The sequence below is a fragment of the Hymenobacter sp. B1770 genome (genome assembly GCF_049896385.1).
GTDB lineage: Bacteria > Bacteroidota > Bacteroidia > Cytophagales > Hymenobacteraceae > Hymenobacter.
Map to the genome: position 1 here is coordinate 168,182 of NZ_JAFCUF010000007.1, position 15,421 is coordinate 183,602.

Annotated in this window: 15 protein-coding genes; 6 read left to right on the forward strand and 9 right to left on the reverse strand. The window is 60.7% G+C overall.

The genetic code is table 11. The features are described 5' to 3' along the window. Window positions 1–133: 133 nt before the first annotated feature. From ACP7AJ_RS15280 to ACP7AJ_RS15320, 9 genes are all read right to left on the reverse strand, one after another. Window positions 134–946 carry a hypothetical protein gene (locus ACP7AJ_RS15280; RefSeq protein ID WP_426061078.1) on the reverse strand — a complete coding sequence of 271 codons (813 nt, stop codon included), beginning with the start codon at window positions 944–946 and terminating at the stop codon, window positions 134–136. A 139-nt stretch (window positions 947–1,085) separates the two neighbouring features. Next, entirely contained in the window at window positions 1,086–1,568 is a 483-nt protein-coding gene (locus tag ACP7AJ_RS15285; RefSeq protein ID WP_426061079.1) for a DUF2268 domain-containing putative Zn-dependent protease, read from the reverse strand. After that, window positions 1,565–2,116, reverse strand: a complete 552-nt coding sequence (locus ACP7AJ_RS15290; protein WP_426061080.1) for a hypothetical protein — start codon at window positions 2,114–2,116, stop codon at window positions 1,565–1,567. The genes ACP7AJ_RS15285 and ACP7AJ_RS15290 overlap by 4 nt, the downstream gene beginning before the upstream one ends. Window positions 2,117–2,789: 673 nt before the next feature. After that, on the reverse strand, window positions 2,790–3,350 hold the full coding sequence (locus ACP7AJ_RS15295; protein WP_426061081.1) for a hypothetical protein: 561 nt from the start codon (window positions 3,348–3,350) through the stop codon (window positions 2,790–2,792). A 577-nt stretch (window positions 3,351–3,927) separates the two neighbouring features. Next, window positions 3,928–4,776, reverse strand: coding sequence for a DUF4142 domain-containing protein (locus ACP7AJ_RS15300; RefSeq protein WP_426061082.1), 849 nt, complete (start codon window positions 4,774–4,776; stop codon window positions 3,928–3,930). Between the two features lie 360 nt (window positions 4,777–5,136). Then, complete coding sequence (locus ACP7AJ_RS15305) at window positions 5,137–6,000, reverse strand: SDR family NAD(P)-dependent oxidoreductase (protein ID WP_426061083.1); 864 nt, start codon at window positions 5,998–6,000, stop codon at window positions 5,137–5,139. A 45-nt stretch (window positions 6,001–6,045) separates the two neighbouring features. Next, window positions 6,046–7,047 (reverse strand): glycoside hydrolase family 43 protein, encoded by a 1,002-nt coding sequence (locus ACP7AJ_RS15310; RefSeq protein ID WP_426061084.1) that lies wholly within the window; start codon window positions 7,045–7,047, stop codon window positions 6,046–6,048. Between the two features lie 86 nt (window positions 7,048–7,133). After that, window positions 7,134–8,015 carry a phytanoyl-CoA dioxygenase family protein gene (locus tag ACP7AJ_RS15315; protein WP_426061085.1) on the reverse strand — a complete coding sequence of 294 codons (882 nt, stop codon included), beginning with the start codon at window positions 8,013–8,015 and terminating at the stop codon, window positions 7,134–7,136. Window positions 8,016–8,133: 118 nt separating this feature from the next. After that, a complete protein-coding gene (locus ACP7AJ_RS15320; RefSeq protein WP_426061086.1) occupies window positions 8,134–9,477 on the reverse strand; it encodes a DUF2254 domain-containing protein in 1,344 nt (447 codons plus the stop codon). A 286-nt stretch (window positions 9,478–9,763) separates the two neighbouring features. Here ACP7AJ_RS15320 and ACP7AJ_RS15325 point away from each other — a divergent pair, with 286 nt between their 5' ends. The 6 genes from ACP7AJ_RS15325 (at window position 9,764) to ACP7AJ_RS15350 (ending at window position 15,417) form a co-directional block, all read left to right on the forward strand. Further along, window positions 9,764–10,258, forward strand: a complete 495-nt coding sequence (locus tag ACP7AJ_RS15325) for a hypothetical protein (protein ID WP_426061087.1) — start codon at window positions 9,764–9,766, stop codon at window positions 10,256–10,258. A gap of 211 nt (window positions 10,259–10,469) precedes the next feature. Then, entirely contained in the window at window positions 10,470–10,859 is a 390-nt protein-coding gene (locus tag ACP7AJ_RS15330; RefSeq protein WP_426061088.1) for a hypothetical protein, read from the forward strand. Continuing rightward, entirely contained in the window at window positions 10,856–11,086 is a 231-nt protein-coding gene (locus ACP7AJ_RS15335; protein ID WP_426061089.1) for a hypothetical protein, read from the forward strand. Before ACP7AJ_RS15330 ends, ACP7AJ_RS15335 begins: the two co-directional genes overlap by 4 nt. Then, complete coding sequence (locus ACP7AJ_RS15340; RefSeq protein WP_426061090.1) at window positions 11,067–11,579, forward strand: DUF2243 domain-containing protein; 513 nt, start codon at window positions 11,067–11,069, stop codon at window positions 11,577–11,579. The genes ACP7AJ_RS15335 and ACP7AJ_RS15340 overlap by 20 nt, the downstream gene beginning before the upstream one ends. Window positions 11,580–11,651: 72 nt before the next feature. After that, window positions 11,652–12,569 carry a pirin family protein gene (locus ACP7AJ_RS15345; RefSeq protein WP_426061091.1) on the forward strand — a complete coding sequence of 306 codons (918 nt, stop codon included), beginning with the start codon at window positions 11,652–11,654 and terminating at the stop codon, window positions 12,567–12,569. 280 nt (window positions 12,570–12,849) lie between these two features. After that, a complete protein-coding gene (locus tag ACP7AJ_RS15350; RefSeq protein WP_426061092.1) occupies window positions 12,850–15,417 on the forward strand; it encodes an alpha-amylase family glycosyl hydrolase in 2,568 nt (855 codons plus the stop codon). Window positions 15,418–15,421 lie beyond the last annotated feature (4 nt).

Genomic DNA, 15,421 nt, shown 5'->3' on the forward strand with positions numbered 1-15,421 from the left:
CCCACCCTAGGGCGTGAGGACAGTTAGCGCAGCTAATAGAGTGCGGCGGCCAAATGCCAAAAAACCCGCATGATGGTCGAATCCAACATGACCCAGTCCAAATCCGGTTCCTGCAACAACTTAGTAGGCTACATCATAATTGAATACTGTCCTTCTGCTGGCCCTGCTGCGGCAGCCCCAGCAAGTACAGTTTCTTGGCCTTGCCAGCAATTTGTCCTTTCTCCCATTTGTAGTCATCGGTTTCGAGCCCAGCCAGCAGCTGGTCCAGGTCATCCAATGTGTAGGTGCGGGCATTGGACACGGCTCCGTCCCAGGCAAAGCATAGCGGAATGACCGGCAGCAGGTACGTAAACACCAGCTGCTTCCAGGTGAGGGGCCGGGCGAAGGGCGTGAGGAAGAACACCATCAGAAATATCATGGGCAGCGACACCCACCACAGCGCAATAGGCAGGCCATTGTCGCTCATTTCATAGATGCAGATGGCCTGCCGGCTGTCGCGGGCATGCTGCAGAATGCGGCGCGCGGTGGCCGGGTTCATGTGATGGAAACTGCCCACCATGGTGCGCACCCCGGCTAATTCGGCCGGCACCTGCAGCGCGTCCACCGGCTCCAGCCGATACGTCAGCGCTGGATTGGGGCCGCTGTTCACTTCGGCCGCCACTTCGCGGTTTGGGTACAGGTCCGTAAGCGTCAAGCGCAGCTGCTCGCCGCCAGGCTGGGCCTGCAGCGCCCGAAACACTTCCCGCATGGGGCCGCCCCCGCCCGAGCACAGGTCCACGATGGTGTGCTGGCCCGTATGCCGCAAGGCCTTGGTAAGCAAAGCCGCAATATCAGCGGGGGTGTCCAGCAGGTGGTGCATCACCACCATCAGCCGGGTCAGGCAGGCACGCAACCAGTGCGGAAACCACGGATAATCTTCCAGTTCAAACAGCTGTATCCGCTTCATAGTACTCGCGGTGCTCTTTGCGTCCAGCGTTGGAGTGGCAGCACCTACCGGCAAGTAAAGACAATTGCCGGGCTTCAGCTACAGCGTGGGGACTGGCTCGGGAGTACCTCTCCCCTATTATGTCGGAAAAAGCAGAAGTCTATTTGCCTGTGGGCTGCGCTTCCAGCTCTTTCAGTGCCTGTTCTATTTCGGGCAGCAGCCGGGTTAGCGGTGCATGGGCCAGCTCCTGCAGCGAATGACGCTTTGCCAGCTTTTCGGCCACCCGGTAGCCGATGTAGTAGCCGGAGCGGGCGGGCGTTTCGGCCTTTTCGTCCATGCCGCCCATGAAGTAGCGGTTATAATCTTCCTTGTTCTCCGAATTGAGCACGGCACGCAGGACGCCCGCGTAGCGTGCAAGCTCGGCCTGGGTGCGGTCGGGCGTGTTGCGGGGCAGGCCAAAGAGGTTTATTCCAGCAGCTTTGGGGTTGAGGGCGTGGGACACGTAGGTGGCCAGGCCTTCGCGCCAGAGCGCCGCGGCTATGGTTTCGCCCTCCCCAAAAAACTGGCTGTGGTAGATGTGAAACAGCTCGTGGTGGAAGAAAGGCTCGGGGTCGGCTTCCTCACCGTAGACGAAGGCAATCATGTCGAGCCCAAATAGCAGCGCTTCCTTGCCCTGCACGGTGCGGGTGCCCCATCAAACGCGCCCAGCGAGTACATGAAATAGATACGACCGTTGTAGTTCAGGTCCGGAAACGTCTTGCGGAAATTCTTCTCGTAGCGCGGCAGGTCCTTGCCGATTTGCCGGCTTATACGCAGCACCAGGTCCATTTTAGGCTGCACCATAGCCTGAATGGCGGGGTAGCGCCCGGGCAGCGTGGCGGCAAAGGTCTGGTCGGGTGGGCCGCCCAACACATCCCGGTTGTACACCTCCGGGTGCGGGTCCGACACCATCTTTTGGAAAAGCTTCACTTGCGTGGCCTGGTCCTTGTCGCGGGCCTGGGCCCAGAACTTACGGAAATCCGGCATCAGGTCGATGACGGTATAGCCGGGCTTGGGCTTCAAGGGCCGTGCTGTGGCCACCGTGGGCACTGGCAATGAGGCGGGAGAGGCAGGCGCCTCGGGTAGCTGCTGCAGCCAACTCAGTGAGGTAAAAGCGGTACTGAAGGCTACAGTGTAAAAGAACGAGTGCATAGCTCAGAAGTGATGTCGCAAAAACATTTCATCGGTCGCATTGATGAAATACCTCACTAAGTCCATTCTGCTCTTGTCCGCTTACCTTATTTTTCGAGGTTGAGCGGGGATGGGCACTTTGTCGGCAGCGGGGCTTGCAGAGCGACGGAATCTACGGTTAAACGCCGCGGTATCCTTGATGACTGACCGGAGAGGCACGTAGTTCGAGCGGGGGCGGCTGGTGCCCTTCACTGGACGGGGCGGGGCCGTGGGGGTGGTTTTCGGTTTGGGCGCCGGCGTGGTTTGCGCCTGAGCAGACTGCACTGACACCAGTAGCGCTAGGGGAAGCAGGTAAGCGAGGGCATTTTTCATCAGGCGAGGAAAGGTGGTTGCTTACGTACACAGCCTATAAACAGGAGTTGCACGAAGGTGCTGCCGGGAGTTCGAATCAACCTTGCGCCGCTGGCTCACAAGACGCTAAGGCTAATTGACCAAGTTTAAGGCGTGTTGCCAGACGCGCTCTGCAGTCAATCAAACCGTACTCAAGTTAGCTTTAAATCGGCGCAAAGTCGTAGGTCATGCCCGTCGCTGCATATAGAGTTGTCCCTTGTCGCGCAGCGTTAAGCCGCGATAAGACACTCTGCTACTGAGGCGCTGTGAGGCACTGCTTTCCTCCAAGAATTGGCACGAACTGCTACGCCAGCTGTCGGCCCGAATTTGAGTTTGTAGCACTGGCCCGGCGGAAAAGCAATGCCGACCCAACCCACAGCAAAGCGAAGACTGTATTCAGCAGAATTACTTGCACCATTCCTAAATTAACCTCTGGCCTCCAAATGGCTGCCGCAATAAAAGGAACCAGAAATTGGGCGAGCGCCGTCGCAAACATTGCGTTGGCCATGCCACGCGGCCGGAAGCGCGCAACGAGGGCCCCAATGAACCCGACGGCGAGCACACCACCATACAGGAGGTTGGCGGGGTTGTCCTCGCTCCCAATGAACCCCACAGCCAGGTTTCCCCAGATGAGCATAAGCCCGGCTGCCACAGCAATGCCCACAGCCAACCGATAGGGGGTGCTATTCCCCATTCGCGCAATCAAGACATACGTAAGGCCCGCACCGAACAGCAGGACGCCGGCAAAAATGAAATCGCCCACGGTCCAGGCCATTTCAGCAGTGAACTGCTTTGCTACGAGCGGAATGAGCAACAAAAGCGCCGTAGCCAGCGCAACTCGGGTAATGCTTTGGGCGAGTGTCATAATAGTAGGGCTTTAAGTTAAAATGTGAGACGTAACTAGGAGCACAGGGCGAAAAGCGCTACACCCAGGGCTCATATCCACTTGGGGTGGGCACTTAGCTCAGGGTAAGACAGTTGAGAATGAAACAAAGCAAGCAAAAGAACTTTGCATTACAAAGTATTCATACGAAATTATTATAGCTTGGGGTGATAAGTCTAAGAAAAAGTCCTTTCCCAGTGAGTTAGTGGCAGTTCTTCAGCCAGAAATAATGGAGCCATAGCAGCATAAGCCGCGAGACAGAGCCGAACCCAGGGCTAGGAACAAGGTGGCAGGGCACTGTCACGACCCATTTCCACCGCAAAGACGACCTGTTGGAACGCAAAATTGTGACCCATGCCAACGGGTAGCAGTGACCGGAACCGCTACAACGCGCCTTCTACTGAACAATAGCAAGCCTTGCTTCAGCAAACAAGCTACCTCAGCGCGTGGCTGCTGCCAAAACAAAGCCCCACTCAGTTGCCAGGGCAACAGAATGGGGCTTTGTTGGAATGAGTACTGCAGTGGCCTTAGCTCCTGGAATCAAGGCCCAGCAACTTTACTAATCAACCTTCTTCTCGAGGTTGTCGGCCATGGTATGGTGAGAGCGCAGCATGGGCAGGGTTTTGGTGGCGAAAGCCTGCACCGTGGGCTTCTCGGCAGCCTTGCTCTTTACTTCGAACATGGCAATGTCCAGCTTATGGGCAGCCTCCATCATATCCATGTAAGCTTCATCAAAGCCTTTACCGGACTTGTTCATCAGGCGGTCGGCCAGGGCCTGGTGCACGGGCATCATGATTTGGGGCAACGTCACGCCCAGCGGCATAGCCACGGCTTTGAGCTCCTGGGTGGCCGTGGTGTGGTGGCCCACCATCATCTGCGCGAATTTGCGCACTTCGGGGTTGGTGGCTTTTTGGGAAGCCATTTGACCTGCTTTAATCTCCAGCAGGTTGCTGCTGGCGGCGTTCATCAGGAAGACAGGGTCTTGCATGGTGGCAAAGGTGGCCATAAACGCTGTGGGGTCGGCCGCGGCATCTGTGCCTGAAGTGGCTGTACCGCTGGTGGCTCCCGAGGCCCCCATACCCGCTGAACCGCCGGTGCTGCCACCAGCTGTGCCGCTAGTGCTGCCACCGGCCATGCCACTGGTGCTGCCACCAGCTGTGCCGCTAGTGCTGCCACCGGCCATGCCACTGGTGCTGCCACCGGCCGTGCCACTGGTGCTACCCATGCCGGCGCCACCGGCAGCACCACTGGTGCTGGTTCCAGTAGCCGTGCCACTCGCTGAGGAGTAACTACCCGCATCGGTGCTGCCGCCGGTGGTGCCGGCTGTGCCGCTGCCAGTGTTGGTGCTGCTACAGGCCGTGCCCAATGCCATGGCTCCGGCCATCAGGAAATAAGGAAATACTTTCATAGTTTTTATAGTGTTAGGGGTTAAAACCAAGCGAGTTGTATACGGCAAGCCTGCAGCCGGGTAGATATTTTTGGGCTTTTTACCGTGATAAATTTTTCGCACAACCACTTACAGATGAGCTATTTCAGAGAGTTTTCTCAGTGATAACCAGGCATAATTATACAGTAGGCACAGCAGCCACAAAACCTACGTGAAATGGGAGCAGAAAAGGGACAGAAATGACTTCGCGCGTGGCCCAGGTCAAGCCAAAGCCCAGGTAATTGGTCAACGCCTGGAGCGAAAAACAGGCAGGCATGCCATATCCGCCGGGCGCTCGCCCGGGGCAATTACTGTTTTCTTACGCAACCTGAAGCAGAGCCGTCAGGGCTTGGAAGGCAGCAGCCCGATGCCCCGGCCCAGCAGCCAATCGAGGAGGCGAGCCGGGATGAGCCGGGGCACAATCCAGCTGCGAACCATGTCGGGGGCAATGGAATAGCGCAGGCGCGGGCGCGGCGTTTCCATAATCTTAACCAAGCGCCCGGCTACGTATTCGGGCGTGAGGCCTTTGGCGCGGGTGCGGTTCACGAAGCCTACAAAGCGCTGGGCGGGCCCGTGGTAGGGCGTGTCACGGTAGGGCTCCAAGTCGATGCCCTTGTCCCAGATGGGAGTTTTGGTTACGCCCAACCCAATGAGCACCACCTTCACGCCGAAAAGCTGTAGCTCGCGGCGCCAGGTGGCCGAGAGGCCTTCCAGGGCAAACTTGCTGCCCACGTAGGCACCCATAAATGGCGACGCCACTTGCCCGCTCACCGAGCCAATGTTGATGACGCGGCCAGCTGTGCCCCGAAAACCGGGCCGCGCCCCCAGCAGCGGCAGAAAGGCCTGCGTGACTTGCACCAGCCCCAGCACGTTGACCTCAAAGTGTTGCCGCACCACCTCGATGGACTGATACAGCAGCGGGCCGCCCAAAGCAATGCTGGCGTTGTTGATGAGGCCCCGCAGGGGCTCGCCGCCCAACTGGCGCTCTACGGCTGCCGCGGCCTCGGCAATTGCGGCAGCATCGGTCACGTCGAAGAGCAGGGGCACGAAGTTGTTGCCTAGCTCGGATTGCAGACGGGCGGCATCGGCGGGGGTGCGCACACTGCCGAAGACACGGTAGCCGCGACCAAGAAAAGCCTGGGCTGCGGCCAGGCCCAGACCACTTGATACACCCGTAATGACCACCGAAGGAAGAGAACTATGCATGGATGTAAAGTAGAGGTGTGGCGGCTCCAGCGCACTTACTAGTAGCTACATGGGCTCGCCAAAATCTGGGGAGCCATCGGCGTCCCAGGTGAAGGGCTTGGCCCGAATCTGACGGGCCCAACCGGCTTGGCTGCGGCGCGCGGCGTGGTACACAATGTAGTCCTGTCCTTCTATTTCGACGAAAGAAGCGTGACCAGGGCCGAAAATAGTATCGGTTTTCTTGAACACCGGTTGGGGCTCTTTGCGCCAGGAAGCGGGGTTGAGCGCGTCGCCGCCGAGGTAAGTGAGCTGGCCCAGGCAGTAGTCGTCGGTCCAGCTGCCGCTGGCCGAGTAGATGATGAAGACACGTCCTTTGCGCACCAGGGCCTGCGGGCCCTCGTTCACGTGGGGGTAGCCGTGCTTTTCCCACTCATATTCGGGCCGGGAAATGCAGACTCGGTCCGAGGCAATGGTGGTCGGATTGCGCATGCGGGCGATGTAGATGTTCTGGCTGGTGTTGGCCACCCCCTCCCACCCCGACCAAATGAAGTACAGCTCGCCATTATCAAGGCGCAGCACGGAGCCGTCGATGGCCCATCGGTCGGTCGGAACATGGAGCAGGCCCTGGAACTCGTAGTGCCCTTGGGCCTGGCCTGAGATTCCCTCCAGCACAAACATTCGCTCGGCGCCTAGCCTGGCGTTGTAAAGCGCAAAGTAGATGTACCACTTTCCATCAATCAGCTGCAGTTCGGGCGCCCATATTTCCACGAATTCAGGTGTGGAATCATTTTCCGATGGCCATACTTGCACGAGCTCTGCGCTGGCCATTTCCGATAGCTTAGCGAATTTGCCAACCAGAATTTTCTGCTTGAAACGGTCGACGGTGCAGTAGTACAGCTGGCCTTCGTGGGCTATAACCCAGGGGTCTTCCCCATCGGGCACCAGCACGTGGGTTTGGTTGCCGCTGGGCGGCAGGGCCCGGGCCGCTGCCGTCAGCTCGTTGATTTCGGCCACCGTCATCGGCGAGAGCTTTGCCTCCTGGTAGATGTGGTCGTCGGGGGTATGCATAAAACAAAGGGAAACTCGAGATAGGGACGCGACTCCTGGCTACGCTGACCTGCAGTTTGCGTCGCTACCTCGTTCTGAAAAGCTTCTTACGCCTCGCCCATCATCAGGCCCTCGATGGTGTGGCCCTGCATAATGGGCTCCAGCTTATCCACCAACCGGCAAGTGAGGTGCTCCTTCAGGCTTTCGGGTAGGGTAGCGTAGAACGCCCGGGTGATTTGCAGGTCGTGGCGCTCGGCGTTGTTGGCGCTGGGGGCATCTACGCCCAGCACCAGCGCAGGGCGCGATTTAGCAGAGTTGTTGGCCGTGCCGCGGTGAATGGTGAGGGCCGAGCGGGCCGAGATGTCGCCCATCTGGGGCAGTTTGCGCTGGGCGCGCTGCTCGTAGCGGGGGCTGTTGCTTTTGGGGGGAAACATGTCGTGCTCGAAGTCGATGGGCAGGTCCCACTGCGTGCCGGGCGCAATTTCGAAGGGCCCCATGTCCTCGGTCACGTCCACAGTAGTGAGGTTGAAGGCCAGGGAGTTGAGGCGACGACCCACAATGGTATCGGCCGGGGCGGGAAAGTCGCGGTGCCAGGGCTGGTTCATGGCGCCGGGGTTGGGCACGTCGAAGCCAATTTCCACGATTTTGTAGTCGGGGCCGAGCACGGCTTCACACACGGACCTTACCCAGGGGTGGGTGGCCAGGTCGACGAAACCGCGAATGTCCTCGGGGTGAATTTCGACGTAGTGGCGCTTGGGCCCGCGGCCCAGGGCCCCACCGGGGCGCTGCAGGGCTTCGGCGTAGAGGTGGGCAATGTCTTCGCCCAGCTGCTGCACCCATTCGCGACTAAAAGCGCCTTTCAGGCCGATAATGCCATCGCCGTAGAGCCCGCCCATGATGGGGGCAATTTCGTAGGTGGGCTGGGTGCGGGTGTTTGCTGCTGCTGTTTCCATGGGGTGCGGTAGTTGGCGGGTTTGCATACGGGGCATGGGTGCTGGGAGCCGCTGTGGCACACAACACCTTCTGGCTAACGCAGGCGGGGGGCTTTTGGTGGCATTAGCTGGTGATGCGTGCACCGGAGTTCTGCACCATTGGGGACGCTTCTTTTCAGGATGCTGCTTGGGGCTGCTCGAGCAGGGGCCAGAGCTTAGCTAGTTGCTCGCGCACTTGGTTTCGCTCGTACTCGGTGTCGAGCTTGCGCTCGGCGGTGTCCGCAATCAGCTCGCTTTGCTGGTGCAGCACCCGGCGCCGGGCCGGCGAGGGAGTGCGCCGGGCCACCATGTGCAAGGTGCTGAGCAGGCGCAGCAGCACAGCCACATTGGCGGAGCCGCTGATGCGAATTTGGTCGAAGGCCGTGCTCACGTAGCTGGCATAAGAGGGTCGGTCGGATAGCAGGAGCACCCGATTTTCTGGTTCTTCGGAGCGCAACCGGGTTCCTAAGTCCCGGCAGCCGAGGTAGGCCAGCAGGTCACCCAAGTGGTCAATGCAGACAATAGCTGTACTCGTGTCGTTTACCCCGGGCGAGAGAGCCTTAAGGGCAATGTCCACAATTTGGCGGAGGCCAAAGCCCGCATCCTGCTCAATGGTGCGCTGGCTACCAATAACATAGGCCCGGTGCAGCTGCTGGTCGACCTTGGCAGGCAACGCGGCCTCCCTGTCCTCGGGAGCCACCGATACCAGCGGCGAACCCTCGGCCACGTAGCTGCCCGGAGCCAGTTCCATACGCACTACGCAGTGCCACTCGCGGGCTACGCGCAGCAGCAGCTGGTCATCGACGCTCTGCAGGTAGCCGGAAACCAGTGCCGGCACCGTGTGCCAGGTCCGCTCATCGGCGCGCTCATCCAGCTGCTGGACTTCGGAATCGTCGGCGGCCTGGCCAGTTTCGGTGGGAAAGAGCTGGCCCATGGCCTCCTTGGTATCGTGCATGATGTGCTGCACAATGTTGGAAGCATCGATGGATGAGGCAATGTGGTGGATAAAGTAAATGAGCACCCCGATGCTGAGCAGCGCCAGCACCAGTGCGAAGGCAATGGCCAGCGACGGCAGAAACTCTTCCTTGCCGGTGCCGCGAATGGTGCGCAACACCACCAGGCAATAGGCAAAAATGCCCACAAATGACCCCAGCACCACTTGGTTGCCCCGGTCGCGCATGTAAGTCCAGATAACCCGGGGCGAATACTGGCTCGACACCTGGGCCAGCGTGGTGAGGGTAAGGGTAAAAATAAGCGCCGCTACGGTAATCATTGATGTAGCCAGTGCGGCCAGCATGCTGCGAGCAGCCTCGGCCCCAGCTCCGAAAAGCAGCGGGTAATCGCGCTCCCACTCTTTGGTCACACTAGGGTCAATATGCACCAGCCCGTAGGCCAGGCCCAGGAAAACGAGTACCATGAGCACCGGCAGAAACCACAGGCTGGCGTTCAGGTTTAGCCACAATCGCTTGAATCGATTCATTCCCCCTGCTACTCCGCAACCGGCAAAGGGGTTATGGCCGAGCTAGCCCGGGAGCCACTTTTTTGGCGGGCAGGCAGGCCCTATTTATTCAATGAAAATACTCGGTTTGCGGCGCGGAAAAGACGCGGCGGAGCCAATATTTAGCGTGGCACTGGGTTGCACAATTTGCGAACTAAGAAGAGTCTTGTTTCTGAAGTTGCAATTAGTAGTCGCAACTTTACCACCGGTAACGAAGTAAACCCTCAGCCAATATTGCCTGTGTACCTATTAGGGGGTTAGTCCATTTATGACAAACACTGTTGATGAAAACAACGCCTCCCTGCAACGTGAGATTGGCGAATTTACCGATGCGCTTGAGCAGCAGGGGGTGCACGCCGCCCTGCAATACCTGAATAGTCGCACCCCGCACCGCTACACTGGTATATTCCGCTTCGACGACGATATACTGCGCAACGAGGTGTTGTTTGACCGCTACGAGCTCACCCTGACCAAGGGGGCCGATGCGCCCCTGGAGGCTACTTACTGCTCATTAGTAGGCCAGCAGCAAGCTCCGCTGGAAATCAACGACGCCACCACCGATGCCCGCGTAAAGGGAATTATCAATACCCCTGTAGTATCATACTGCGGCGTGCTCATTCGCGACGACAATGGCAGGGCTTTCGGCTCGCTGTGCCATTATGATATGCAGCGCTGCCAGGAGCGCATCACCGACTTACCCTTGCTGGAAGTCGCGTCCAAGCTGCTCTATCAGCATCTGAGCAACCCAGCCCAGCGCCAGTGAGACTGCCTTCCGGGGCAGGAAAGGCATAGCGAAACACCTCTTGCGGCCATGCCGCACACGAGGAGCCGCACTGCTGGGGCTGCTGCAAGCCATGGCGCATAATGGGTTATGCCTTTCGGCTCGTGAATCAGTCTAGCCGGTGCAGCGCTTAGCTGAACCATAACAACTCGGGGGCTCAGGCGTACTTCATGGACAACTCCGCTGTCCCGCCATGACCTTAGCCCGTCGGTCCACAGACCTGATTTCGCCCCGCGCCCACGCCAGATTTGACCTTTTTGTGTTTCCCGTCATGCTGGGGCTTGCAGCCTGGGCCGCTCGGCGAAGCAAGCGCGCGGCCGCACTCATTCTGGCCAATGCCCTAGGCGAGGGCACTACGGCGTCGCTCACCAAGTATGACGCAGAAACCGGTCTGTTTCCGTTCCTGAGCTTTCGCTCGCACGTGCGCATTGGGCAGGTGGGCGGGCCGATTTTTCTGGCCCTGAGCTGCTTTGTGCCGGGTGTCCCCCAGCCAGAGCGCGGCGTCCTGATTTTTCTCGGCGTACTGCCCATCGTCCTGAACGGGCTGAGTGACATTTCCGGCCAGCGCTCCACCGCCGCATGAAGCGCCTCGCCTTACTGCTGCCCCTGCTGCTTGCGTGTGCCATAGCCGCAGCCTGCCCCGTGTGCCGGCCCAAGGTGGAAGCCGGTATTTATAATGCCGACTATGCGCCCCATTTGCTGCTGGTGTTGCTGCCCGTGGCCGTGGTGCTGGGCCTGGGCCTGGCCCTATTCTACTGGGATAAATTTTCTACTCGCTTCACCCGCTCCCATGCAACACCCCTCCCCTAGCGCCCCGCTGCACCGCAGCCCACTCATTGCCGCCGGCATCCTGCTCGGCGCGGGCCTCGGCGGCTTTGTCGATGGCATTGTACTGCACCAGATTTTGCAATGGCACAACATGCTCTCGGCCCAGCTGCCGCCCGATACGCTGGTGCGCTCCAAAGTGAATATGTACTGGGATGGCCTCTTTCATGCGGCCGTCTGGATAATGACGGCCGTGGGCCTGCGCCTGCTGTGGAGCGCCACCGGCCGGTCCGACGTGCCGCGCTCCGGGCGCACGCTGTGGGGCGGGCTGCTGCTGGGCTGGGGCTTGTTTAATGTGATTGAGGGCATCATCGACCATCAAATTCTGGGGCTGCACCACGTTCGGGAATACTCGCCCAACCAGCTGGCCTGGGACCTGGGGTTTTTGGGCTTTGGGGCGGCGTTGCTGCTGAGCGGCTGGGCGCTGGTGCGGGCCGGCCGTGCCGATGCGCACAGCGGAAGGGCCGCTGGCGCATAGCGCGGCCATACTTTATTTTCAGGGCGAAACCGATGGTCCGGCACAGTCCTTTTCCTTGCCAATCCTCGCCCCATGCTCGACCTTGTCATTGAAGCCCGCCAAGCTGCCCTTAGCCCCGGGTTCGACGTTCGCCGGATACTGCCCTTCCGCCTGCGGCGCATGCTGGGGCCCTTTATCTTCATGGACCACGCCGGGCCCGTGACCGTGGCGCCCGCGCAGCTGCAGAGCCTCGACGTGCTGCCCCACCCGCACATCGGCCTCAGCACGGTGAGCTACTTGTTTGGCGGGCAGGTAACGCACCGCGACAGCCTGGGCGTGGAGCAAATCATTCGGCCCGGCGAGGTGAACTGGATGACGGCCGGCAGCGGCATTGCCCACTCCGAACGCTTCGAGGACCCCGCCACGCTCAGCGGCGGCGCCCTGGAGATGATTCAGACTTGGGTGGCCCTGCCCGAAAAAGACGAGGAAGCCGCGCCCGCCTTCGCCAACTACCAGTCCGAGGAGCTGCCCATTTTCACCGACACCGGCGTGTGGATGCGCCTGATTGCCGGCGATGCCTTCGGCCTGCGCAACGATGTAAAAACGCACTCGCCCCTGTTCTATCTGCACGTGGTGCTGCAGGCCGGCGCCCGCTTCGGCCTGCCCCGCGGCTACCCCGAGCGCGGCGCCTACGTAGCCAAAGGCAGCGTGGAGGTGAACGGCCACGCATACTCGGCGGGCCAGCTGCTCGTGTTCACGGCCGGCCTCGACCCCGTGCTGGTGGCCCGCGAGCCCAGCACGCTCATGCTGCTGGGCGGCGAGCCCCTGGGCGAGCGGTTTATTTGGTGGAATTTTGTGTCGTCGCGCCGCGAGCGCATCGACCAGGCCAAGGCCGACTGGCAGGCGGGCCGCATTGCCTTGCCGCCGAACGATAACGCCGAGTTTGTGCCCCTGCCGCCGGATAAATCGCGGCCCGCAGGGTCGTCGCCGGCGCCGCAGGCGCTTTCCTAGCATTTGTAGACATCAAGCAAAAAAGGCGGTCATGCAGAGCGGAGCGAAGCATCTTTACTGCGTGACTAACTCAACGGCTGCAACGAAGCGGGCAAGATGCTTCGCTGCGCTCTGCATGACCGTTCAGTTCCGCATAACTGTATAGTGAAGATGACAACCACCCTCTTGCCTTCTGTTCACACATCTTAGGGTGGTCGAACACTGCGCTGGAAGCTGCTGGGGTATCTTTATAAAAGCAACGGCCCACTGCGCCTTTCCCACCCAGCGCCGGTATTCCCTGATGAAACACCTCTTCCTTCTTGTATTCCTCGCGCTGGCCACAGCCGCGCAAGCTGTCCCCCTCACCTTCCGCGTCGACATGACCGGCCAGACCGTGGCAGCTACCGGCGTGCACGTAGCCGGCAATTTCCAGGCGGCAGCCGGCTTTCCCGCCAACTGGAACCCTGCCACTACGCCCCTCACCGACCCCGACGGTGACAAAATCTACGAAGCCACGGTGAACGTGCCGGCTGGCGTATACCTCTACAAATTTGTGAACGGCAACAGCTGGGCCGGGGCCGAACAGCCCGGCGCCGACTGCGGCGTGACCGACGGCGGCGGCAACGTAAACCGCCAGCTTAGCCTCGGAGCCACTGCGCTGCGCCTGCCCAGCGTGGCCTTCAGCGGCTGCAACACCCAAGTGCGCATCGCTGTGAAAATGCAGGGCCAAACCGGAGCTGCCACCGGCGTGCACGTGGTAGGCAATTTCCATGCCCTGGCCGGCTACGGCACCAACTGGGACCCCACTGCCATTCGGCTGCGCGACGATGACAACGACGGCACCTACGAGGTGCAGCTGTCGCTGCCCGCGCCCGGCCGCTTCCAGTACCGCTTCGTGAACGGCAACGCCCTGACGGGGGCCGAAACCATACCCGCCGCCTGCGGCACCGACGACGGCACCGGCACCCTTACCCGCGTGCTCGACGCCACTGCTGCCGTAAATGCACCGGCTACCGCGTGCTTTGCCTCGTGCCAGAGCTGCAGCGTTTCGACCACCAACTTCAGCACGTATTGGTGGAACGACGCCGTGTTTTACGAGGTATTTGTGCGCAGCTTTTACGATAGCAACGGCGACGGCCGCGGCGACTTTGCCGGCCTCACGGCCAAGCTCGACTACCTGAACGACGGCAACCCGGCCACCACCACCGACCTCGGCGTGACCGGGCTGTGGCTGATGCCGATGATGGAGTCGCCGAGCTACCACGGCTACGACGTGACCAACTACAAAGCCACCGAGCCCGACTACGGCACCATGGCTGAGTTTGAAGCGTTTCTGGCAGCGGCCCACGCCCGGGGCATCAAGGTGATTATCGACCTGGTACTGAACCATACTTCCAGCCAGCACCCCTGGTTTACGCAGGCCGCCAGCAGCCCTACAAGTCCTTACCGCGACTGGTTTCTGTGGTCGGCCACGCGGCCCGGTTACCTGGGGCCCTGGGGCCAGCAGGTGTGGCACCTGCGCAACGGCAGCTACTACTACGGCATCTTCTGGGATGGCATGCCTGACCTGAACTGGCGCAACCCGCAGGTGAAAGCCGCCATGTGGGATGCCTCCCGCTTTTGGCTGGCCAAGGGCGTGGACGGCTACCGGCTCGACGCCATCAAGTACATGGTGGAGGACGGCACCACCCTTGAGGACGCGCCGGAAACCTTCCGCATTCTGGAAGAATTCCACGACTCGGTAAGGGCCGTCAACCCGAATGCATTCACCGTGGGCGAAGCCTGGACGACTACCCCCAAGGTGCGCCCCTACGTGGTGAACGACCGGCTCGACGTGTGCTTTGAATTCGATCTGGCCACGGCCATTATCAACAGCATCAACACGGGCAACCCCGCGGCCCTGCGCACCCAGCTCAACCTGGTCGACGCAACTTACCCCAAGCTGCAGTACGCCACCTTCCTCACCAACCACGACCAGAACCGCGTGATGGGCGAGTTCGGCGGCAACCAGGCCCTGATGAAGCAGGCCGCGGCCATGTACCTCACCATGCCCGGCGTGCCCTTCCTCTACTACGGCGAGGAAGTGGGCATGCTGGGCGCGGGCGTGGACGAAGACAAGCGCAAGCCCATGCAGTGGACCGCCGGCACCAACGCGGGCTTCAGCACGGGCACACCGTGGCGGGGCATCAACTCCAACTTCGGGCAGTTCAACGTGGCCACCCAGCAGGCCGACCCGGCTTCGCTGCTCAACCACTACAAGAAGCTCATTAGCCTGCGCAATTCGCAGGAGGTGCTGCGCAAGGGCTATTTGCTGCCGGTGTCGGCGTCGGCTACCAGCCTCTTTGGCTACGCCCGGGTATACCAGCAGGAGGCTGTGGTAGTGGTGTCCAACTTCGGCAACGCGGCCGTGAGCACGGCGTCGGTTTCGCTGGCGGTGTCGTCGTTGCCGGCAGGTACTTACCAGGTCACCGAGCTGTATTCGGGCCAGGCCGCTGGCACGGTCACACTGAACAGCCAGGGCAGTTTCAGCAACTGGAGCGTGGCCCTGCCCGCGCTGGCAGCCCGCGAAACTTGGATGCTGCGTCTTACGCTTGCTCAGCCCACAGCCACTGCGCCGGCCAAAGCCGCTTTTGCACCGCAGCTCTATCCAAACCCGGCCACCACCCAGGTGCGCCTGGAAATTTCCGGTCCGGCCTTGGCCAAAGTCCGCCTGACGGTGTACGACCTCCAAGGCCGGACGCTCAGCACGTTGACCGCTACGGGCAGCGCCCACACGCTCGATACCAGCCACTGGGCCAATGGCACCTACTTCGTAAAAGTAGAGGCTGCCGCGGGCGTTACCACCCAGCGGCTGGTGGTGCTGCACTAGCGCC